Source organism: Streptomyces sp. NRRL F-5135 (genome assembly GCF_000719775.1).
Taxonomy (GTDB): Bacteria; Actinomycetota; Actinomycetes; order Streptomycetales; family Streptomycetaceae; genus Streptomyces; species Streptomyces hebeiensis.
The window spans coordinates 42664-63930 of record NZ_JOHR01000016.1 but is presented as its reverse complement, the minus strand read 5'-3'; the positions used below and the strand labels follow the sequence as shown (position 1 = coordinate 63930).

Below are 21267 nucleotides of genomic sequence, written 5' to 3'. Positions count from 1 at the left end.
CGCTTCCGGGACACGGCCCGTACACCTTGCCGGGAGGAGAAGTCCACGCCCGCGCGGCACCCTGGTAACGCGGTTGAACGGCACTTCAGACGTACTCCGGCCGAAGACATGGCTGCGGGTAGGCTCGGCAGCGAACCGGTGCGACATGCGTCACCGACATGGAAAACATGTGGAGAGGAGCCCTGACCCAGGGTGAGCACGAAGCCGACCACCACAGACTTTGAGTGGACCGAGCTGGACCAGCGGGCCGTCGATACCGTCCGCGTCCTGGCCGCCGATGCCGTGCAGAAGGTCGGCAACGGCCATCCCGGTACCGCCATGAGCCTTGCCCCCGCCGCGTATGTGCTGTACCAGAAGCTCATGCGGCACGACCCCGCCGACGCGCAGTGGACCGGCCGTGACCGGTTCGTCCTGTCCGCCGGCCACTCCTCCCTGACCCAGTACATCCAGCTCTACCTGGCCGGCTACGGCCTGGAGCTGAGCGACCTGGAGGCGTTCAGGACCTGGGGTTCGAAGACCCCGGGCCACCCGGAGTACGGCCACACCACGGGCGTCGAGACCACGACCGGCCCGCTGGGCCAGGGCGTGGCGAACGCGGTGGGCATGGCCATGGCCGCCCGCTACGAGCGCGGCCTGTACGACCCGGAGGCGGCCGCCGGCACCTCGCCGTTCGACCACACCGTCTGGGTGATCGCCGGTGACGGGTGCCTCCAGGAGGGCGTCGCGGCCGAGGCGTCCTCCCTCGCCGGGCACCAGAAGCTCGGCAACCTGGTCCTGCTGTGGGACGACAACCACATCTCGATCGAGGGTGACACCGAGACCGCCGTCTCGGAGGACACGATCAAGCGGTACGAGTCGTACGGCTGGCACGTCCAGCGCGTGGCGCAGCTGCCGAACGGCGACCTCGACCCGGCCGGCCTGTACCGGGCACTCAAGGCGGCGCAGGCCGAGACCGAGCGGCCCTCCTTCATCGCGGCCCGGTCGATCATCGCCTGGCCGGCGCCGAACGCGCAGAACACGGAGGCCTCGCACGGCTCCGCGCTCGGCGCCGACGAGGTCGCCGCCACCAAGCGGGTCCTCGGCTTCGATCCCGAGAAGTCCTTCGAGGTCGGCGACGAGGTCCTCGCCCACACCCGGCGGGCGATCGACCGCGGCCGTGAGACGCGCGGCGAGTGGGAGAAGGCGTTCGCCGCGTGGCGTACGGCCAACCCGGAGCGCGCGGCCACCTTCGACCGGGTCCGCGCCGGCGAGCTGCCGGTCGGCTGGGAGGAGCACCTTCCCGTCTTCGAGACCGGCAAGGCCGTGGCCACCCGCGCCGCCTCCGGCAAGGTGCTCCAGGCGCTCGGCGGGATCATCCCCGAGCTGTGGGGCGGCTCCGCCGACCTCGCGGGCTCCAACAACACCACGATCGACAAGACGTCGTCGTTCCTGCCGCGGGGCAACCCGCTGCCGGAGGCCGATCCTTACGGCCGCACGGTCCACTTCGGCATCCGCGAGCACGCCATGGGCTCGACGATGAACGGCATCGCCCTGCACGGCAACACCCGTGTCTACGGCGGCACGTTCCTGGTGTTCTCGGACTACATGCGCCCGGCCGTCCGGCTGGCCGCGCTGATGCGCGTGCCCGTGACGTACGTGTGGACGCACGACTCCATCGGCCTCGGCGAGGACGGCCCCACCCACCAGCCGGTGGAGCACCTGGCCGCGCTGCGCGCCATCCCGGGGCTGAACGTGGTACGTCCGGCGGACGCCAACGAGACGGTGACCGCCTGGGCGGAGATCCTGCGCCGGCACGACAAGGGCGCGCCGCACGGCCTGGCCCTGAGCCGCCAGGGCCTGCCCACGTACGACGCCAACCCGGACGCCGCGCGCGGCGGTTACGTCCTCTTCGAGGCCGAGGACGCCGACGGGCGGAGCGTGACGCCGCAGGTCGTCCTGATCGGCACCGGCTCCGAGGTGCAGCTCGCCGTCGAGGCGCGCGAGAAGCTCCAGGCCGAGGGCGTCGCCGCCCGGGTCGTCTCGATGCCGTCCGTCGAGTGGTTCGAGGAGCAGGATCAGGAGTACCGGGACGCGGTGCTGCCGCCGTCCGTGAAGGCGCGCGTGGCGGTCGAGGCGGGTATCGGGCTGAGCTGGCACCGTTTCGTGGGCGATGCCGGCCGGATCGTCTCGCTGGAGCACTTCGGCGCCTCCGCCGATGCCAAGGTCCTCTTCCGCGAGTTCGGCTTCACGGCCGACGCGGTCGCCTCGGCGGCCCGGGAATCTCTCGCGGCCGTGGCGCGCTGACGCTTCTATACGAACAGTAGGAGATGCAACTCTCATGACAGACGCACTCAAGCGCCTTTCCGACGAAGGCGTCGCGATCTGGCTCGACGACCTGTCGCGTACGCGGATCAACTCCGGCAACCTCGCCGAGCTGATCGACCAGCAGCACGTGGTGGGTGTCACGACGAACCCGTCGATCTTCCAGAAGGCGATCTCCCAGGGCGACGGCTACGAGACCCAGCTCACCGACCTCGCCGCCCGCCGGGTGACCGTCGAGGAGGCCGTCCGCATGATCACCACGGCGGACGTCCGGGACGCCGCCGACATCCTGCGTCCGGTCTTCGACGCCACGCAGGGCCAGGACGGCCGGGTGTCCATCGAGGTCGACCCGCGTCTCGCCCACAACACGCGCGCCACCGTCGCCGAGGCCAAGCAGCTGGCCTGGCTGGTGGACCGGCCGAACACGCTCATCAAGATCCCGGCGACCAGGGCCGGCCTGCCGGCGATCACCGAGACCATCGGCCGGGGCATCAGCGTCAACGTCACGCTGATCTTCTCCCTGGAGCGCTACCGCGAGGTCATGGACGCCTACCTGGCGGGCCTGGAGAAGGCCAAGGCCGCCGGGCTGGACCTGTCGAAGATCCACTCCGTGGCGTCCTTCTTCGTCTCGCGGGTGGACACCGAGATCGACAAGCGTCTCGACGCGCTGGGCACCCCGGAGGCCAAGGAGGCCCGCGGCAAGGCGGCCCTCGCCAACGCGCGGCTGGCCTACGAGGCGTACGAGGAGGTCTTCTCCACGGAGCGCTGGGCGGCCCTGGACAAGGCCCAGGCCAACAAGCAGCGCCCGCTGTGGGCCTCGACCGGCGTGAAGGACCCGGCGTACAAGGACACCCTGTACGTCGACGAACTGGTCGCCTCCAACACGGTCAACACGATGCCGGAGGCCACCCTGGAGGCCACCGCCGACCACGGCACCATCACCGGTGACACCGTGCGCGGCACGTACGACCAGGCGCGCGCCGACCTCGAGGCGATCGCGAAGCTCGGGATCTCGTACGACGACGTCGTCCAGCTGCTGGAGGACGAGGGCGTCGAGAAGTTCGAGGCGTCCTGGACCGACCTGCTCAAGTCGACCGAGGCGGAGCTCAAGCGCCTCGCCCCTTCGGAGGGCTGAAACCTTGACCGCAACCCACGGAGCGAACCCGCTCCGTGACGCCGCGGACCGACGGCTCCCGCGTATCGCGGGGCCGTCGGGCCTGGTCATCTTTGGCGTCACGGGCGATTTGTCCCGGAAAAAGCTGATGCCCGCCGTCTATGACCTCGCCAACCGCGGTCTGCTGCCGCCGGGCTTCTCCCTCGTCGGCTTCGCCCGTCGCGAGTGGCAGGACGAGGACTTCGCGCAGGAGGTCCACGACGCCGTCAAGGAACACGCCAGGACCCCCTTCCGTGAGGAGGTCTGGCAGCAGCTCATCCAGGGGATGCGCTTCGTCCAGGGCGACTTCGGCGACGACCAGGCCTTCGAGAACCTGCGCGCGACGATCGAGGACCTGGACAAGTCACAGGGCACGGGCGGCAACTTCGCGTTCTACCTCTCCGTTCCGCCGAAGTTCTTCCCCGAGGTCGTGCAACAGCTCAAGAAGCACGGGCTGGCGGACCAGCACGACGGCTCCTGGCGGCGCGCGGTCATCGAGAAGCCCTTCGGCCACGACCTGAAGTCGGCCGAGCAGCTCAACGCGATCGTGCACGAGGTCTTCGCCCCGGACCAGGTCTTCCGGATCGACCACTACCTGGGCAAGGAGACCGTCCAGAACATCCTGGCGCTGCGCTTCGCCAACACGCTCTTCGAGCCGATCTGGAACCGGTCCTACGTGGACCACGTCCAGATCACGATGGCCGAGGACATCGGGATCGGCGGGCGCGCCGGCTACTACGACGGGATCGGCGCCGCCCGTGACGTCATCCAGAACCACCTCCTCCAGTTGCTCGCGCTGACCGCCATGGAGGAGCCCGCCTCCTTCGACGCCGACGCGCTGGCCGCGGAGAAGACCAAGGTGCTGGGCGCGGTGAAGCTGCCCAAGGACCTCGCCGAGGGGACGGTCCGCGCGCAGTACGCGGCGGGCTGGCAGGGCGGCGAGAAGGCCGTCGGCTACCTCGAGGAAGACGGCATCGACGCCAAGTCGAAGACCGACACCTACGCGGCGGTGAAGCTGCAGATCGACAACCGCCGCTGGGCGGGCGTCCCGTTCTACCTCCGTACCGGCAAGCGGCTCGGCCGGCGTGTCACCGAGATCGCGGTCGTCTTCCAGCGCGCGCCGCACTCCCCCTTCGATCACACGGCGACCGAGGAGCTGGGGCAGAACGCCCTGGTCATCCGGGTCCAGCCGGACGAGGGCGTGACCCTGCGGTTCGGCTCCAAGGTGCCCGGCACCTCCATGGAGGTGCGGGACGTGTCGATGGACTTCGCCTACGGCGAGTCCTTCACGGAGTCCAGCCCCGAGGCGTACGAGCGGCTCATCCTCGATGTCCTGCTCGGCGACTCGAACCTCTTCCCTCGCGTGGAGGAGGTCGAGCTGTCCTGGAAGATCCTCGACCCGATCGAGGAGTTCTGGGAGAAGAACGGCAGGCCCGCCCAGTACGAGGCCGGGACCTGGGGCCCGGCCGAGGCGGACGAGATGCTCGCACGAGACGGACGGAGCTGGCGCCGGCCATGAAGATCGACCTTACGGACACCACGTCCAGCAAGATCAACAAGGCGTTGGTGCAGGGCCGCAGGACGATCGGGACGCCCGCCGTCGGCATGGTCCTGACCCTGGTCATCGTCACCGACGAGGAGAACGCCTACGACGCGCTCAAGGCGGCCGACGACGCCTCCCGCGAGCACCCGTCGAGGAAGCTCGTGGTCGTCAAGCGGGTCTCGCGCTCGCCGCGGGACCGCGCCCAGGCCCGGCTCGACGCCGAGGTGCGGGTCGGCACGGACGCGGGCACCGGCGAGACGGTCGTCCTGCGCCTGTACGGGGACATCGTGGACCACGCCCAGTCCGTGGTGCTCCCGCTGCTGCTGCCGGACGCCCCGGTGGTGGTGTGGTGGCCGGTGAACGCGCCGACCGACCCGGCCAGGGACGCGCTGGGCAAGCTGGCACAGCGCCGGGTGACGGACACGTACGCGGCCGAGCACCCGGTCGAGGAGCTGACGGCCCGCGCCGAGGTCTACACCCCGGGCGACACGGACCTGGCCTGGACCCGGATCACGCCGTGGCGCTCGATGCTCGCGGCGGCCCTGGACCAGGTGGACTGCGCGGTGACCTCGGTCGAGGTCGAGGGCGAGGAGTTCAACCCGAGCTGTGAGCTGCTCGCCATGTGGCTCGCGGACCGGCTGAGCGTGCCGGTCAAGCGCGCGGTCTCGGCCGGCCCCGGGCTGACGGCCGTACGGATGGAGACCACCTGCGGCCCGATCGAGCTGGACCGCGCGGACGGCTCGCTGGCGACGCTCTCCGTCGAGGGGCAGCCGGACCGGGGGGTGGCGCTCAAGCGGCGGGAGACGGCCGAGCTGATCGCCGAGGAGCTGCGCCGGCTCGACCCGGACGACATCTACGCGTCGGCGCTGCGGTTCGGGGTGCACCGGCTGGGCAGCGGGTCGCCGACGAAGGCGGCCGCGGGGGTGTCCGCCGGAGCGAACGGCACGTCCGAGGCGGCGGCCGAGCGGCCCACCCCGGCCACGGTCGCCAAGAAGGCGGAGTCGAAGTGAGCACTCCGCAACTGGTCGTCCACCGTGACAAGGAGCTGATGGCGCAGGCCGCGGCGGCCCGGCTGATCACGAAGATCGTGGACGCCCAGGCCGCCCGCGGCAGCGCCTCGGTGGTGCTGACGGGCGGGCGCAACGGCAACGGGGTGCTGGCCGCGCTGGCCGCGGCGCCCGCCCGGGACGCCGTGGACTGGTCGCGGCTCGACCTGTGGTGGGGCGACGAGCGGTTCCTGCCGGAGGGCGATCCGGAGCGGAATGTCACCCAGGCGCGGCAGGCGCTGCTCGACTCCGTACCACTGGATCCGGCGCGGGTGCACGCGATGGCCGCCTCCGACGGGCCGTACGGCAGCGACGTGGAGGCGGCCGCCGCCGCGTACGCCGCGGAGCTGGCCGCCGCCGCGCGGCCGGAGGACCATGCCCCGGTGCCGTCCTTCGACGTGCTGATGCTGGGGGTCGGGCCCGACACCCATGTCGCCTCGCTCTTCCCGGAGCTGCCCGGCGTGCGGGAGACCGAACGCACGGTGGTGGCCGTGCACGGCGCGCCGAAACCGCCGCCGCTGCGCATCTCGTTGACGCTTCCCGCGATCCGCGCGGCGCACGAGGTCTGGCTGCTGGCGGCGGGCGAGGACAAGGCCAAGGCGGCGGAGATGGCGCTGTCGGGCGCGGGCGAGATCCAGGCCCCGGCCGCGGGGGCCCAGGGGCGTGCGCGCACGCTGTGGCTGCTGGACGCGGCGGCCGCCTCGGCGCTGCCCCGTGACCTCTACCCCCCGGCCTCCGCCTGACCAAGGCCCCGGCCGGGCGAAGGCCCGGTTCGCTCCCGTAGCCGGGGCGGACCGGTCCTTCGCGTCGTCGGCCGGGGGCCGCGCTCCGGGTTCGGACGGCCGGACCGGACCGTCAGAGGATGGTCTGGGAGGCGCTCGTCTCCAGCCGTGCGACGGCCGTGCGGGCCGCGGCCACGAACCGGTCGAAGACCTCGTTGGTCGAGCCGGGCCGTCCCAGCCGGGTGAACGTCCCGAACATGCTCCTGCGCAGTTCCGTCGTGATCTCCAGCTGACCGCCCTGTCCCAGGACCGTCCGATTGGCGATGTTCTGGGGATCCACCCCCGCGAGAGCACTGATCCGGGCCCCGTCGACCGTCTGGAACCCCGCGTCCTGGAACGCCGCGATCAGCCGGGACTTGAACTCCTCGTTACGGCCGCCCACGACGACGGCCTCGGGTCTGGACCCGGCGACGCCGGCCTGGGCCGCCGTGCACCCGTGCAGGCTCAGCACGTTGAGGCTGCCGCCCGCCATCGAGAGGGCGACCCGGTCGTCGCAGTGGGACGACGTGACGTGCATCGAGCCGTTGTCGCTGGAGAGCAGGCCCTCGAACATCCAGTAGTCGTGGACCGGGCCGCCCGCCGGGGTGACCTCGAACGTCGCCGGGTGGTAACCGGCGATGCCCAGGCACAGCTCCGAGGTGCCCGGTTCTATCCCGCCGCCGTGCAGGGCCATGATGGTCGTGCGGTGGAACGGGGCGACCGTGCTCGTGCTGTTGTCCGTCCTCTCGTGCCGCTTGTACCGCCGGCCGAAGTCGGTGCCCTCCCGGCCGGCGAGCTTGGTGTAGAGGTCCGTGTTGGAGGCGTAGAGGTCGTCGGCCGCGAGAGCGGGCGCGGCGCCCGGCCCGAGCAGGGATCCGCTCACCGCGGCGGTGGCGAGAGCGGTGAGCACGGTACGACGGCGTGTGGTTGTCATACGGCAATCAACCATACGGACGGGACCGGGTACCAGACCGGACCAGAAAGGGCGCCAGCAGGCCCGGCACCGCCGACTCCGCGAAGGCGAGGCCCTCGCCTTCCGCCGCGTCGTGCACGCTGTACCCGCCCGAACCCGCCGCCGTCGTCGCCGTCAGCGTCAACAGGCCCGCGCGGCGCTGGAAGACGGACTGCCTCACCCGCCAGCCGATCACACCGCCGCGCTGGAGGGCGACCGTCGTCCGGGCCAGCGTGCCCGAGCGCGTCACCAGGTACCGGCCGCTGAGGCCATGGCCCAGATTGCGGTACGCGTCGAGGGCGAGCAGGACAGCGACCGGCAGCAGAACCACGGCACCGGCCGCCGCGACGTACAGCAGGACATCGGTCAGCAGCAGGCCGAGCACCGTCAGGACCGCCACCGGCGCCAGCGCGTACCCGAGGGCCCAGCGCAGCCGCCGGCCCCGCGCGGCGCGCGGGTGCGGTATCAGGGTGGCGCCGCGCGTCGGGGAGACCGGCTCGCGCAGCACCCGGGCCGCGACCGTGTCCGCCAGTGTCCGGGGCGCGGCGGGCAGCAGCGCCTTGGCCTCCGTCCGCTCGTCCTCGTCCTCGTGGGCGAGGCCGGTGGCGACCGCGTCGACCCGGGCGGCGCCGACCATGCGGACGCCGAGCGGCTCGACCACTTCGACACCCCGCAGGCGGCGCTCCTCGATGGAGACGGAGCGGGAGGTCAGCAGCCCGCGACGGACGCGCAGGGTGCCGCCGGCCTCGCGCTCCAGCCGGTAGTTCCACCACATCTCGACCCAGAGGCCGAGCGCGCCCACGGCCCCCGCGAGCCCCATGCCTGCCAGCAGTATCAGGCTGCCCCCGAGCACCGTGGTGGCACGGAAGAAGTCCCCCAGCCAGTCGAACAGCCGACTCTGCGCGCCGAACCACTCGCTGACCTGCAGCACTCCGCCGACCGCCGACGCGCCCAGCACCGGAGCGAGGAACGAGAGCGGCGCGTACCGGATCCACTTCCGGTCGAACGCGGCCAGGGCCCCCTCTCCGTACGCCCCGGCCTCCTCGGTCGCGCGGGCCAGCAGCTCCCGGCGGAGCCTTTCGCCCTCGGCCCGGGTGACCGGGTCGAGTTCCAGCGTGGACTCCCCGCCGGTCTGTTCGCCGGTGCCTATGCGGACCTTGACCAGTCCGAGGATCCTCAGCAGCACGTTGGCGGTCAGGTCCACGCTGCGGATCCGCTCACGGGCCAGGGACCGGCGCTTGAGCAGGAACAGGCCTGTGTGCAGCTCGGCCCGCTCGGGTCCGACGCGGTAGCGCGTCCGGCGCCAGCGGACGTAGTCGCCGCCCGTGCCGGCGCCGATCACCAGGCCGGCTCCGGCCAGCAGCCAGGCGAGCACCTCGCCGAGCGGCATGCCGCCGCCCGCCATGCCGACCGCCGTCGGTACTCCGGCGCCGAGAACGACCCCCGCCGTGACGACCGCAGTGACCAGCAGGGTGCGCCGGTCCAGGCTTCGCCACCCCTCCTCGGGCGCTCCGTACGCGCCTTTGTCCGGTCCGCTCTCCGGCACCTCGGCGGTGGACTCGGCGGAGGGGGGTGCGGGCTCGCTCATGTGGCGTCCCCCGGGGTGGCCTGGGTGATCCGGGTCAGCTGCTCGGCCAGTTGGGACGCCTGTTCGTGCGGAAGTCCCTTCATCCGCACCGCGCCCTTGGCCGAGGCGGTCGTGACGGTGACCGAGGAGAGCTTGAACATCTGCTCCAGCGGACCGCGCACGGTGTCCACGGTCTGTATCCGGGACATCGGCGCGATCCGCCACTCCTGGCGGAAGAAGCCGGTGCGGACGTAGACCGCCTCGTCCGTCACCTCCCATCGGTGGACCGCGTACCACCACCGGGGTATCAGGGCGGCGCAGGTCAGCCCCAGCACGGCCAGCAGGGCGGCGGGGCCCAGCAACCAGAATCTGGCGGGGGCGATGAGCGCCCCCAGCAGGCCGAGGGTGAACACCGGCCCCGCGGCCCACAGCAGCCACTGGGTGCGCCACCAGGCGATGGCTCGCCGGTCCAGCGTGTTACGCGGCGGCCGGAGCCGCCATTCCCCCTGGGACATCGGTTCAGCGTCCTCGGATCTTTCGATAGGTGCTGACGAGCGCCGCGGTCGAGCTGTCGAGCCCGTCGCCCGCGGAGTCGCCGGTGAGGACCGGTTCGACCTCCTTGGCGAGGACCTTGCCCAGTTCGACCCCCCACTGGTCGAAGGAGTCGATGTTCCACACCGCGCCCTGGACGAACACCTTGTGCTCGTACAGCGCGATCAGCTGCCCCAGCACGGACGGGGTGAGCTCCGAGGCGAGGATCGTGGTCGTCGGGTGGTTGCCCCGGAAGGTCTTGTGCGGCACCAGCTCCTCCGCGACGCCCTCCGCGCGCACCTCGTCCGGTGTCTTGCCGAAGGCCAGTGCCTGGGTCTGCGCGAAGAAGTTGGCCATCAACAGGTCGTGCTGCGCGACGAGCCCGGGCGGCAGGTCGGCCACCGGCCGCGCGAAGCCGATGAAGTCGGCCGGGATCACCTTGGTGCCCTGGTGGACGAGCTGGTAGTAGGCGTGCTGTCCGTTGGTCCCCGGCGTTCCCCACACGACGGGGCCGGTCTGCCATGCCACGGGGCTGCCGTCCCGCTCGACGGACTTGCCGTTGGACTCCATGTCCAACTGCTGCAGGTACGCGGTGAACTTGGACAGGTAGTGGCTGTAAGGCAGGACCGCGTGCGTCTGGGCGTCGAAGAAGCTCCCGTACCAGATCCCCAGCAGGCCGAGCAGCAGCGGCGCGTTCTCCTCCGGCGGCGCGGTGCGGAAGTGCTCGTCGACGAGGCGGAAGCCGTCCAGCATCTCCCGGAACCGGCCGGGGCCGATCGCGATCATCAGCGACAGCCCGATCGCCGAGTCGAACGAATAGCGGCCGCCGACCCAGTCCCAGAACTCGAACATGTTCGCAGGGTCGATGCCGAACTCCGCGACCTTCTCGCTGTTCGTGGACAGCGCCACGAAATGCCGGGCGACCGCCTCCTGGCCGGCCCCCAGGCCGGTCAGCAGCCAGTTACGGGCGGAGGTCGCGTTGGTGATCGTCTCGATCGTGGTGAACGTCTTGGAGGCCACGATGAACAGCGTCTCGGCCGGGTCCAGGTCCCGGACCGCCTCGTGCAGGTCGGCGCCGTCGACGTTGGAGACGAAGCGCACCGCGAGGTCGCGGTCGGTGAAGGACCGCAGCACCTCATAGGCCATCGCCGGGCCGAGGTCGGAGCCGCCGATGCCGATGTTGACCACCGTGCGGATGCGCTTGCCGGTGTGGCCCGCCCACTCACCGGACCTGATCCGGTCGGCGAAGGCGCTCATCTTGTCGAGCACGGCGTGCACCCGCGGCACGACGTTCTCCCCGTCCACCTCGACGACCGTGTCCCGCGCCGCCCGCAGCGCCGTGTGCAGCACGGCGCGGTCCTCGGTGGTGTTGATCCTCTCGCCGCGGAACATGGCGTCCCGCAGGCCGAACACGTCGGTGGCCGCGGCCAGTTCGCGCAGCAGCGTCAGCGTCCGGTCCGTGACCAGGTGCTTGGAGTAGTCCAGGTAGAGGTCCCCGACCTGGAGGGTGTAGTCGGTGCCGCGCCCGGGGTCGGCGGCGAACAGCTCCCGGAGGGGTGTGTCACCCAGCTGCTCACGGTGTTCACCGAGCGCGCTCCACTCGGGCGTCCGATGAAGCCTGGTACGGCGTGTCGCGTTCATCTCGCCATCTTCTTTCTCGTACCTGCGTGCGTGCCCTGCTGCCCGACCAACCTAATTGATCAGGGGTGCCGGGGAGGCGACGGCCGCCCAGGTCTCCTGGAGACCGTACGGGGCGGCACTGACAACGCCGGACCCGCGGTCGCGAGGCGAGAGACGGGGAGCGCCGCCGGGGGCAGTGGGGACACCCTCGGAGGCGGGGAGGAAACGGTACGGCCGGACACCTGTCAGATGTCCGGCCGGAAACGTTGTCTACAGTTCGCCACGGAGTTTGGCGAGTGCCTCGGCGAGGATGGCCTCGCCGTCCGCGTCACTGCGACGCTCGCGCACATAGGCGAGATGTGTCTTGTACGGCTCCGTTCGCGGCGGGTCGGGCGGGTTGTCCCGGTCCTGACCGGCCGGGAATCCGCAGCGCGGGCAGTCCCACGTCTCCGGAACCTGTGCGTCACTGGCGAAGCTCGGCACCGTCTCGTGCCCGTTCGAGCACCAGAAGGAGATGCGCAGGCGGGGCGCTGACTCGCCCCGCTCGGCCTCACCCATCGGCCCCGCTCCGACCCGGCTTCCCCGGATCGCGTTGCCACTTGCCACGGTCGTAACTCCCTGCGTGATGGTGCCGCAAAGCATCGAGTAGGCAGCTCCGCTGCCGGGCGCTCAAGTCTACGTAAGGCCCAACGCGCTTCCAGTGAAGGGAGTTACCCCCTTCGGCCCGGTGCGGAACCCCATGATAGGCCGCCCCCGCAGTGCCGTAGCGTACGGGCGCTCAGCTGTCCAGCTTCAGCAGCAGACCGAGCACGACGATGCACGCGAACCACAGCAGGCCGACCACCACGGTGATGCGGTCAAGGTTACGCTCGGCGACCGACGAACCACCGACGGACGACTGCATTCCGCCACCGAACATGTCGGAGAGGCCGCCGCCCTTCCCCTTGTGCATCAGCACCAGCAGCATCAGCAGCAGGCTGAAGACGATGAGGGCGATCGAGAACCCCATAACCACGGCTGGACCAACTTCCTCGGACTGCCAGCACCGACAGGACCGACAGGACGGATAGGGACATACGACAAGCACCGACGGGTACCGACGAGACGGGTGTCGACGACGAGTACGGACAACGGGGGCCGCCGCCACCTCCCGGCCGGCCCGGCCATCGAGGCCCGGCTCGCCGGACGGTGCCCACGCGGCCCCCGCCAGGGTACGACGGATCCGTGCTACCGCATACTCACTGGTCGCGGAAGCGCACGATCTTGACGAACTCGTCGGCGTCCAGCGCCGCACCGCCCACGAGGGCGCCGTCCACGTCGGGCTGCGCCATGATCGCGGCGACGTTCCCGGACTTGACCGAGCCGCCGTACTGGATGCGGACCTTGTCGGCCAGCTCCTGCGAGTACAGCTCCGCCAGCCGTCCGCGAATGGCCCCGCAGACCTCCTGCGCGTCCTCCGGGGTGGCGACCTCGCCGGTGCCGATGGCCCACACCGGCTCATAGGCGATCACGATGGACTCGGCCTGCTCGGCGGGCACGTCCTTCAGCCCGCCGTCGAGCTGGCCCAGGGTGTACGGGACCTGCTCACCGGCCTTGCGGACGTCCAGCCCCTCGCCGACGCACAGGATCGGGGTCAGGCCGTGCCGGAAGGCGGCCTTCACCTTCGCGTTGCACAGCTCGTCCGTCTCGGCGTGGTACTGCCGCCGCTCGGAGTGGCCGACGGCCACGTAGGCGCACTTCAGCTTGGCCAGCATGGGGCCCGAGATCTCGCCGGTGTAGGCGCCGGAGTCCTGCGCCGAGATGTCCTGGGCGCCGTACTTGATCTTGAGTTTGTCGCCGTCGACCAGGGTCTGCACGGACCGCAGGTCGGTGAACGGGGTCAGGACGGCGACCTCGACGGCGTCGTAGTCCTTGTCCGCCAGGGCGAAGGCGAGCTTCTGGACGTGCGCGATGGCCTCGAGGTGGTTGAGGTTCATCTTCCAGTTGCCCGCCATCAGCGGGGTACGCGTACTCATGGGTGGGTCAGTCCTCCAGTGCGGCGAGCCCGGGAAGCGTCTTGCCCTCGAGGTATTCGAGGCTCGCGCCACCACCGGTCGAAATATGGCCGAATGCCTTCTCGTCGAAGCCCAGGGTGCGGACGGCGGCGGCGGAGTCGCCGCCGCCGACGACCGAGAAGCCCGTGGAGTCGACGAGCGCCTGGGCGACGGCCCTGGTGCCCTCGGCGTAGTCGGGGTGCTCGAAGACGCCCATCGGACCGTTCCAGAACACGGTCCGCGCGTCGGCGAGCTTCGAGGCGTACAGGCGGCCGGTCTCGGGGCCGATGTCCAGCCCCATCCGTCCGGCCGGGATGGCGTCGGCGGCGACCACCGCGGACTCGGCGGGAGCCTTGGTCTTGAGGTCCGGGAACTCCTCGGCGACGCTCACGTCGACCGGGAGCACGAACTCCACACCGGTCTCCTCGGCCCGCTTCAGATACTCCTGGACGGCCGGGATCTGGTCCTCCTGGAGCAGCGAGGTGCCGATCTCGTACCCCTTCGCCTTCAGGAAGGTGTACGCCATGCCGCCGCCGATCAGGATGCGGTCGGCCTTGCCCAGCAGGTGGTCGATGACTCCGAGCTTGTCGGAGACCTTGGCGCCGCCGAGCACCACCGCGTACGGCCGCCGGACGTCGTCCGTGAGCTTCCTGAGGACGCCGACCTCGGTGGCGATCAGACCGCCCGCGGCGTGCGGCAGGCGGGCCGGCAGGTCGAAGACCGAGGCGTGCTTGCGGTGGACGGCGCCGAAGCCGTCGCCCACGTACAGATCGGCGAGCTCCGCGAGCTGGTCCGCGAACGCCCCGCGCTCCGCGTCGTCCTTCGAGGTCTCGCCCGCGTTGAAGCGGAGGTTCTCGACGACGGCGACCTGTCCGTCGGCCAGCTCGGAGACGACGGCCCGGGCGGAGTCGCCCACGGTGTCGGTCGCGAACGCCACCTCGGCGCCCAGGAGTTCACCGAGCCGGGCGGCGGCGGGCGCCAGGGAGAAGGCGGGGTCCGGGGCGCCCTTGGGGCGGCCCAGGTGGGAGGCGACGATCACGCGGGCGCCGGCCTCGGCGAGCCGGGCGATCGTCGGCTGGACGGCGCGGATCCGGCCGTCGTCGGTGATGGTCGTGCCGTCGAGCGGCACGTTGAGGTCGGCGCGGACGAACACGCGTTTGCCGGCGACCCCTTCGGCGAGAAGTTCGTCGATCGTCTTCATCTGCTGCTGGGCTCCTTGGGAAGTCTGGACAGGCGAACAGGGCTCGAACCGCGCCGCATGTGCGCCGGCCGAGCCCTGTCCCTCATGTCGAGTTGCCTACCGGCCCCGGTCTCAGAGCCGGCCACCGACGAAGACGGTGAGGTCGACCAGACGGTTGGAGTAGCCCCACTCGTTGTCGTACCAGCCGACGATCTTCACGCTCTTGCCCTGAACCATGGTCAGGGAGGAGTCGAACGTGCAGGAGGCGGGCCAGTTGACGATGTCCGAGGAGACGATCTGGTCCTCGGTGTAGTCCAGGATGCCCTTGAGCTGGTTCTCCGCGGCCTTCTGGAACGCGGTGTTGACCTCGTCCTTGGTGACCTCGCGCTCCAGCTCGACGACCAGGTCGGTGACCGAGCCGGTGGGGACCGGGACGCGCATCGCGATGCCGTCGAGCTTGCCCGCCAGCTCCGGGATCACCAGGGCGGTGGCCTTCGCGGCACCGGTGGTGGTCGGGATGATGTTCTCGGCGGCGGCGCGGGCGCGGCGCAGGTCCTTGTGCGGGAAGTCCAGGATGCGCTGGTCGTTGGTGTACGCGTGGACCGTCGTCATCAGGCCCTTGGCGATACCGAAGTTCTCCAGAAGGACCTTGGCCATCGGCGCCACACAGTTGGTGGTGCAGGACGCGTTCGAGATGACGTGGTGGCTGTCCGCGTCGTACTTGTCCTGGTTGACGCCCATCACGATGGTGATGTCCTCGTCCTTGGCCGGAGCCGAGATGAGGACCTTCTTGGCGCCACCGGCGATGTGCTTCTCGGCGTCGGCCTTCTTGGTGAAGATACCGGTCGACTCGACGACGATGTCGACGCCCAGCTCCCCCCAGGGGATGTCGGCCGGGTCGCGCTCGGACAGCACCTTGATCGTGTGGCCGTCGACCGTGATCGTGTCGGCGGTGTGCGACACGTCGGCCTTGAGGCGCCCCAGGATGGTGTCGTACTTCAGCAGATGGGCGGTGGTCGCGGTGTCACCCAGGTCGTTGACAGCCACGATCTCGATGTCAGCACCCTGCTCCAGCAGCGCGCGGAAGTAGTTACGACCGATGCGGCCAAAGCCGTTGATGCCTACGCGGATCGTCACGAACCGATCTCCTCGTTAGGTACGCCGGGTTTCGACGCCGGCGAGTTGTATTGGGATGTCCCCGACCGGTTACGACCCTACATCTCCACCGGCCGCCGGGTGACATCGAGCGGCCCTCCGCATCGACGGCCGCGCCGACCCGATGACGACGGCTGTCCGGACCGTCGCCGCGGCGTTCGTACCCGCCCGGTGGCAGGCCGCGCTCCGGCGTCGCGCGGGGCAGCCGGGCGCCGCCGGGCGGAGTGCCGGGACGGAGCCTCGGGGCCACCGCTGTCAACGGGTTTGCGGACCGCCGGTCGGCCGGCCCTGCCGGCTCAGCCGACGAGGCCGTCGGCCAGTTCCTCGGTGAGGTTGGACTCCGTCCCCGGAATGCCCAGGTCCTGCGCCCTCTTGTCGGCCATGGCCAGCAGCCGGCGGATCCGGCCCGCGACCGCGTCCTTGGTGAGCGGCGGGTCGGCGAGCGCGCCCAGTTCCTCCAGCGACGCCTGCTTGTGCTCCATGCGCAGCCGGCCCGCCGCGGCGAGGTGCTCCGGCACCTCCTCGCCGAGGATCTCCAGCGCGCGCTGCACGCGGGCCCCCGCCGCCACCGCCGCCCGGGCCGAGCGGCGCAGATTCGCGTCGTCGAAGTTGGCGAGGCGGTTGGCGGTGGCCCGCACCTCGCGGCGCATCCGCCGCTCCTCCCAGGCCAGGACCGAGTCGTGCGCGCCCAGCCGGGTCAGCAGTGCCCCGATCGCGTCCCCGTCCCTGACGACCACGCGGTCCACGCCCCGTACCTCCCGGGCCTTGGCGGCGATCTGGAGTCTGCGGGCCGCGCCCACCAGCGCCAGCGCGGCCTCGGGACCAGGGCAGGTGACCTCCAGCGACGAGGAACGACCGGGTTCCGTCAGCGAGCCGTGCGACAGGAACGCGCCGCGCCAGGCCGCCTCGGCGTCGCAGGTGGCGCCGGAGACGACCTGCGGCGGCAGCCCCCGGATGGGCCGGCCCCGGCCGTCGACCAGACCGGTCTGCCGGGCCAGCTGGTCACCGCCGGTGATCACCCGTACGACGTAACGGCTACCGCGCCGCAGTCCGCCCGGGGCCATCACGACCAGCTCGGAGTTGTGCCCGAAGATCTCCAGAATGTCCTTGCGGAGCCGGCGCGCGGCGATGCTGGTGTCCAGCTCGGCCTCGATCACGATGCGGCCGCTGACCAGGTGCAGCCCGCCCGCGAACCGAAGAATCGCCGAGACCTCCGCCTTCCTGCAACACGTCCGGGTGACGGGGAGCCGGGCGATCTCGTCCTTCACCGCTGGCGTCATCGCCATGGGCCGATCCTTCCATGCATCCGGAAAATACGGTCGTACGCGGCTGCCAACAGCTCCGGATCGTGGACCGGGGAGCCGTCGGGCGCTGCCACCGGCGCCAGCTCGACCGCGGCACCGAACCGTTCGGCGGCATCGGCGAGGGACTCGCGGTCGGGCACGGCGGCCAGATCGGCCAGCACCACGTCCAGGGCGAGTTTAGGGGCGTGTCGCCCCAAAACCTCCAAATGACGCTGCGGTGAGAAGCCACTGGTTTCGCCGGGCTGCGGCGCGAGGTTCAGCGACAGGACCCGGCGCGCCTTGGTCTCCACCAGCGCTTCGAGCAGCTCGGGCACCAGCAGGTGCGGGATCACCGACGAGAACCAGGAACCGGGGCCGAGCACCACCCAGTCGGCGTCCATGACCGCCTCGACCGCCTCGGGCACGGCCGGCGGGTCGTGCGGCACGAGGTGCACCGACTGCACCTCCCCGGGCGTGAGGGCGACGGTCGCCTGGCCGCGGACCGTCTCCACCTCGTCCGGGCGCCCGGGGTCGCGCCCCCGGACCAGCGCCTGGAGCTCCAGGGGCACGGCGGACATCGGCAGCACCCGGCCGTGCGCGCCGAGGAGCCTGCCGACCAGGTCGAGGGCCTGGACATGGTCCCCGAGCTGCTCCCAGAGCGCGACGATCAGCAGATTGCCGACCGCGTGCTCGTGCAGCTCGCCCTGGGACTGGAAACGGTGCTGGATCACCCGCGCCCAGGTCTGGCCCCAGTCGTCGTCACCGCAGAGTGCCGCCAGGGCCTTGCGCAGATCGCCGGGCGGCAGCACGCCGAGCTCCTCCCGGAGCCGGCCGCTGGAGCCGCCGTCGTCGGCGACCGTGACCACGGCGGTCAGGTCACCGGTGATCCGGCGCAGCGCGGCCAGGGACGCGGACAGGCCCATGCCGCCGCCGAGGGCGACGACCTTGGGCTGGGCGCCGCGGCCGCGGCCCCGCGCGGACACCGCGGGCACGCCCCGGCGCACACGGCGCATACGGAAAGTGCGTCCGGTCACTCGCGCCCCATGTCCCGGTGCACGACCACGGTCTCGATGCCTTCGGTGGCGAGGCGCGCGGCGAGCTTCTCGGACATGGCGACCGAACGGTGTTTGCCGCCCGTACAGCCCACGGCGACGGTCACGTAGCGCTTGCCCTCCCGGCGGTAGCCGGCGGCGATCAGCTGGAGGAGTTCGGTGTAGCGGTCGAGGAACTCCTTGGCGCCCGGCTGGTTGAAGACGTAACCGGCCACCTCCTCGTTGAGTCCGGTGAAGGGACGCAGCTCGGGGACCCAGTGCGGGTTGGGCAGGAAGCGGCAGTCGACGACCAGGTCGGCGTCGACCGGCAGGCCGTACTTGTAGCCGAAGGACATGACCGTGGCGCGCAGCTCCGGCTTCTCGTCGCCCGCGAACTGCGCGTCCATCTTGGCGCGCAGCTCGTGGACGTTCAGGCTGGAGGTGTCGATCACCAGGTCGGCGTCGCCGCGCAGCTCCCGCAGCAGGTCGCGCTCGGCCTCGATGCCGTCGACGATCCGGCCGTCCCCCTGGAGCGGGTGCGGGCGGCGTACGGACTCGAAGCGGCGGACCAGGGCCTCGTCGGAGGACTCCAGGAAGACGATCCGCCGGGTGACCTCCTTCGCGTCCAGGTCGGCGAGGGACTCCCGGAGGTTGTCGAAGAACCGTCTGCCTCGGACGTCGACCACCACGGCGATGCGTGCCACGTTGCCCTGCGAGCGGGCGCCGAGCTCCACCATGGTGGGGATCAGCGCGGGCGGCAGGTTGTCCACGACGAACCAGCCGAGGTCTTCCAGGCATTTGGCCGCAGTGCTGCGGCCGGCGCCCGACATTCCGGAGATGATCACCAGCTCGGGGATGGCCGCCTCGACGGACTCGCCGGCCTCCTTCGTGGTGCCCGAACCCGTACCCGTACTCACGTGCCCTGCTCCGTCCCGGTCGTGCTCAGTCATGCGTCGTTCCCCCGTCGTCTTCCATGATCTCTCCTGTCGCCGTGTTCACGGCGGGCGCCGCCGGGGCGGCCCGGGCCAGGGCCAGGGCGACGGACTCGGCCGTCTTGCGGCCCACCCCCGGCACCTCACAGATCTGGTCGATTGTCGCCTGCCGCAGCCGCTTGACCGAGCCGAAATGCTTGATGAGCGCCTGTTTCCTGGTCTCGCCGAGCCCGGTGACATCGTCCAGCGGGCTCGTCCTGACCCGCTTGGCCCGCTTGGCGCGCTGGTACGTGATGGCGAAGCGGTGCGCCTCGTCCCGGACCCGCTGGAGGAGGTAGAGGCCCTCGCTGGAGCGGGGCAGCACCACCGGGTCGTCCTCCTCCGGCAGCCAGACCTCCTCCAGCCGCTTGGCGAGGCCGCAGACCGCGACGTCGTCGATGCCGAGCTCGTCCAGGGCGCGCCGGGCGGCGGCGACCTGCGGTTGCCCGCCGTCGACGACGACCAGCTGGGGTGGATAGGCGAAGCGCTTGGGGCGGCCGTCGTCATCGAGCGGCGAGACCGGTTCGCCGGGCGCCTCCGGCCCGGCGGGCGCGGCTCCGGCGGCGGGGTGATCCGCGCTCCCGGCGGCCCCGGGAGGCTGCCCTGTGGGGTCGGTCCCGCCCCCGGCGCCGGCCTCGGCCCCGGCCGACTCGGGGCCGCCCTGGGCCTCGGTCCACTCCCCGGTCCGCTCCTTCTCCTGGAGATAGCGCCTGAACCGCCGGCTGATCACCTCGTGCATCGAGCGGACGTCGTCCTGCCCCTCGAAGGTCTTGATCTGGAAGCGGCGGTATTCACTCTTACGGGAGAGGCCGTCCTCGAAGACCACCATCGAGGCGACGACGTCCTGCCCCTGGAGGTGCGAGATGTCGAAGCACTCGATCCGCAGTGGGGCGCTGTCCAGACCCAGCGCCTCCGCGATCTCCTCCAGTGCCCGGGAGCGGGTGGTGAGGTCGCTGGCGCGCTTGGTCTTGTGCAGGACGAGCGCCTGCCGCGCATTGCGCCCGACGGTCTCCATCAGGTCCTTCTTGTCACCGCGCTGCGGGATCCGCAGCGAGACCTGGGAGCCCCGGCGGTCGCTCAGCCACTGGGCGACCGCGTCCGTCTCCTCCGGCAGGGCCGGGACGAGGACCTCCTTGGGAACGGCGTCGCCGCTCTCCTCCCCGTACAGCTGCTGGAGCGCGTGCTCGACCAGGCCCGAGGTCTCGACCGCCTCGACCTTGTCGGTGACCCAGCCGCGCTGTCCGCGCACCCGGCCGCCGCGCACGTGGAAGATCTGGACGGCCGCTTCCAGCTCGTCCTCGGCGACGGCGATCAGGTCGGCGTCGGTGGCGTCGGCCAGCACGACCGCGTTCTTCTCCATCGCGCGGCGCAGCGCGCCTATGTCGTCGCGCAGCCTGGCGGCCCGCTCGTACTCCATGTCCTCGGCCGCCTCGGTCATCCGCTTCTCCAGCCGGCGGATGTAGGCGCCGGTGCGGCCGGCCATGAAGTCGCAGAACTCCTCGGCGAGTTCGCGGTGTTCCTCGGGCGTGACACGGCCGACGCAGGGGGCCGAGCACTTGCCGATGTAACCGAGGAGGCAGGGGCGCCCGGTCCGCTCCGCGTTCTTGAACACCCCGGCGGAGCAGGTCCGTACGGGAAACACACGGAGCATCAGGTCGACCGTCTCGCGGATGGCCCAGGCGTGGGCGTACGGCCCGAAGTAGCGCACGCCCTTCTTCTTCGCGCCGCGCATGACCTGGACCCGGGGGAACTCCTCGTTCAGCGTGACCGCGAGGGAGGGATAGCTCTTGTCGTCGCGGTACTTGACGTTGAAGCGGGGGTCGAACTCCTTGATCCAGGAATACTCCAGCTGGAGCGCCTCGACCTCGGTGGAGACCACGGTCCATTCGACGGAGGCCGCCGTGGTGACCATGGATCGCGTGCGCGGGTGCAGACCCGCCAGGTCCTGGAAGTAGTTGGCGAGCCGCTGGCGGAGGCTCTTCGCCTTTCCTACGTAGATCACCCGGCGGTGGTCGTCGCGGAACTTGTAGACCCCCGGCGAGTCGGGGATCTGTCCCGGCTTGGGGCGGTAACTGGAGGGGTCGGCCATGTGGTCCACCCTACTTGCGGGGACCGACAGTCCGGCCGTACGGGACCGGCC

18 protein-coding genes are annotated in these 21267 nt (G+C 71.1%); 5 read left to right on the top strand and 13 right to left on the bottom strand.

What is annotated here, in order from left to right; genetic code table 11:
- Positions 1 to 192: 192 nt before the first annotated feature.
- From tkt to pgl, 5 genes are read left to right on the top strand one after another with little or no spacing between them, the layout of a single operon-like run.
- Positions 193 to 2283 carry a transketolase gene (gene tkt, locus IG02_RS0126415; RefSeq protein WP_030753146.1) on the top strand — a complete coding sequence of 697 codons (2091 nt, stop codon included), beginning with the start codon at positions 193 to 195 and terminating at the stop codon, positions 2281 to 2283.
- Positions 2284 to 2317: 34 nt separating this feature from the next.
- Positions 2318 to 3436 (top strand): transaldolase, encoded by a 1119-nt coding sequence (gene tal, locus IG02_RS0126410; protein WP_030753143.1) that lies wholly within the window; start codon positions 2318 to 2320, stop codon positions 3434 to 3436.
- A gap of 4 nt (positions 3437 to 3440) precedes the next feature.
- Positions 3441 to 4973, top strand: coding sequence for a glucose-6-phosphate dehydrogenase (gene zwf / locus IG02_RS0126405; protein ID WP_030753140.1), 1533 nt, complete (start codon positions 3441 to 3443; stop codon positions 4971 to 4973).
- A complete protein-coding gene (gene opcA / locus IG02_RS0126400; RefSeq protein ID WP_030753138.1) occupies positions 4970 to 6007 on the top strand; it encodes a glucose-6-phosphate dehydrogenase assembly protein OpcA in 1038 nt (345 codons plus the stop codon). The genes zwf and opcA overlap by 4 nt, the downstream gene beginning before the upstream one ends.
- Positions 6004 to 6786 carry a 6-phosphogluconolactonase gene (gene pgl / locus IG02_RS0126395; protein WP_030753137.1) on the top strand — a complete coding sequence of 261 codons (783 nt, stop codon included), beginning with the start codon at positions 6004 to 6006 and terminating at the stop codon, positions 6784 to 6786. Before opcA ends, pgl begins: the two co-directional genes overlap by 4 nt.
- A gap of 112 nt (positions 6787 to 6898) precedes the next feature.
- Here pgl and IG02_RS0126390 read toward each other — a convergent pair whose 3' ends face one another.
- From IG02_RS0126390 to uvrC, 13 genes are all read right to left on the bottom strand, one after another.
- Entirely contained in the window at positions 6899 to 7738 is an 840-nt protein-coding gene (locus tag IG02_RS0126390; RefSeq protein ID WP_030753134.1) for a poly-gamma-glutamate hydrolase family protein, read from the bottom strand.
- A 7-nt stretch (positions 7739 to 7745) separates the two neighbouring features.
- Positions 7746 to 9344, bottom strand: a complete 1599-nt coding sequence (locus IG02_RS0126385) for a PH domain-containing protein (RefSeq protein WP_078854846.1) — start codon at positions 9342 to 9344, stop codon at positions 7746 to 7748.
- On the bottom strand, positions 9341 to 9838 hold the full coding sequence (locus IG02_RS0126380) for a PH domain-containing protein (RefSeq protein WP_030753130.1): 498 nt from the start codon (positions 9836 to 9838) through the stop codon (positions 9341 to 9343). Before IG02_RS0126380 ends, IG02_RS0126385 begins: the two co-directional genes overlap by 4 nt.
- 4 nt (positions 9839 to 9842) lie before the next feature.
- Positions 9843 to 11495 (bottom strand): glucose-6-phosphate isomerase, encoded by a 1653-nt coding sequence (pgi, locus tag IG02_RS0126375; protein ID WP_030753128.1) that lies wholly within the window; start codon positions 11493 to 11495, stop codon positions 9843 to 9845.
- A 249-nt stretch (positions 11496 to 11744) separates the two neighbouring features.
- Positions 11745 to 12080, bottom strand: coding sequence for an RNA polymerase-binding protein RbpA (locus IG02_RS0126370; RefSeq protein ID WP_078854845.1), 336 nt, complete (start codon positions 12078 to 12080; stop codon positions 11745 to 11747).
- Positions 12081 to 12252: 172 nt separating this feature from the next.
- A complete protein-coding gene (secG, locus tag IG02_RS0126365) occupies positions 12253 to 12483 on the bottom strand; it encodes a preprotein translocase subunit SecG (protein ID WP_030753123.1) in 231 nt (76 codons plus the stop codon).
- Positions 12484 to 12712: 229 nt separating this feature from the next.
- Entirely contained in the window at positions 12713 to 13489 is a 777-nt protein-coding gene (gene tpiA, locus IG02_RS0126360) for a triose-phosphate isomerase (RefSeq protein ID WP_030753120.1), read from the bottom strand.
- Positions 13490 to 13496: 7 nt separating this feature from the next.
- Positions 13497 to 14708, bottom strand: a complete 1212-nt coding sequence (locus IG02_RS0126355) for a phosphoglycerate kinase (RefSeq protein WP_030753117.1) — start codon at positions 14706 to 14708, stop codon at positions 13497 to 13499.
- A gap of 111 nt (positions 14709 to 14819) precedes the next feature.
- On the bottom strand, positions 14820 to 15824 hold the full coding sequence (gene gap, locus IG02_RS0126350; RefSeq protein WP_030753115.1) for a type I glyceraldehyde-3-phosphate dehydrogenase: 1005 nt from the start codon (positions 15822 to 15824) through the stop codon (positions 14820 to 14822).
- A gap of 314 nt (positions 15825 to 16138) precedes the next feature.
- Positions 16139 to 17128: a DNA-binding protein WhiA gene (gene whiA, locus IG02_RS0126345; protein ID WP_030753113.1), complete on the bottom strand. Its 990-nt coding sequence runs from the start codon at positions 17126 to 17128 to the stop codon at positions 16139 to 16141.
- A complete protein-coding gene (locus IG02_RS0126340) occupies positions 17119 to 18159 on the bottom strand; it encodes a gluconeogenesis factor YvcK family protein (RefSeq protein WP_030753110.1) in 1041 nt (346 codons plus the stop codon). Before IG02_RS0126340 ends, whiA begins: the two co-directional genes overlap by 10 nt.
- On the bottom strand, positions 18156 to 19106 hold the full coding sequence (gene rapZ / locus IG02_RS0126335) for an RNase adapter RapZ (protein WP_030753106.1): 951 nt from the start codon (positions 19104 to 19106) through the stop codon (positions 18156 to 18158). Before rapZ ends, IG02_RS0126340 begins: the two co-directional genes overlap by 4 nt.
- Entirely contained in the window at positions 19099 to 21216 is a 2118-nt protein-coding gene (gene uvrC, locus IG02_RS0126330) for an excinuclease ABC subunit UvrC (protein WP_030753103.1), read from the bottom strand. The genes rapZ and uvrC overlap by 8 nt, the downstream gene beginning before the upstream one ends.
- Positions 21217 to 21267 lie beyond the last annotated feature (51 nt).

Coding starts and splice junctions, on each gene's coding strand:
- tal (WP_030753143.1), top strand. CDS start 2,318: ATGACAGACGCACTCAAGCGCCTTTCCGACGAAGGCGTCGCGATCTGG.
- opcA (WP_030753138.1), top strand. CDS start 4,970: ATGAAGATCGACCTTACGGACACCACGTCCAGCAAGATCAACAAGGCG.
- IG02_RS0126390 (WP_030753134.1), bottom strand. CDS start 7,738: ATGACAACCACACGCCGTCGTACCGTGCTCACCGCTCTCGCCACCGCC.
- IG02_RS0126385 (WP_078854846.1), bottom strand. CDS start 9,344: ATGAGCGAGCCCGCACCCCCCTCCGCCGAGTCCACCGCCGAGGTGCCG.
- IG02_RS0126380 (WP_030753130.1), bottom strand. CDS start 9,838: ATGTCCCAGGGGGAATGGCGGCTCCGGCCGCCGCGTAACACGCTGGAC.
- pgi (WP_030753128.1), bottom strand. CDS start 11,495: ATGAACGCGACACGCCGTACCAGGCTTCATCGGACGCCCGAGTGGAGC.
- secG (WP_030753123.1), bottom strand. CDS start 12,483: ATGGGGTTCTCGATCGCCCTCATCGTCTTCAGCCTGCTGCTGATGCTG.
- tpiA (WP_030753120.1), bottom strand. CDS start 13,489: ATGAGTACGCGTACCCCGCTGATGGCGGGCAACTGGAAGATGAACCTC.
- IG02_RS0126355 (WP_030753117.1), bottom strand. CDS start 14,708: ATGAAGACGATCGACGAACTTCTCGCCGAAGGGGTCGCCGGCAAACGC.
- whiA (WP_030753113.1), bottom strand. CDS start 17,128: ATGGCGATGACGCCAGCGGTGAAGGACGAGATCGCCCGGCTCCCCGTC.
- rapZ (WP_030753106.1), bottom strand. CDS start 19,106: ATGACTGAGCACGACCGGGACGGAGCAGGGCACGTGAGTACGGGTACG.
- uvrC (WP_030753103.1), bottom strand. CDS start 21,216: ATGGCCGACCCCTCCAGTTACCGCCCCAAGCCGGGACAGATCCCCGAC.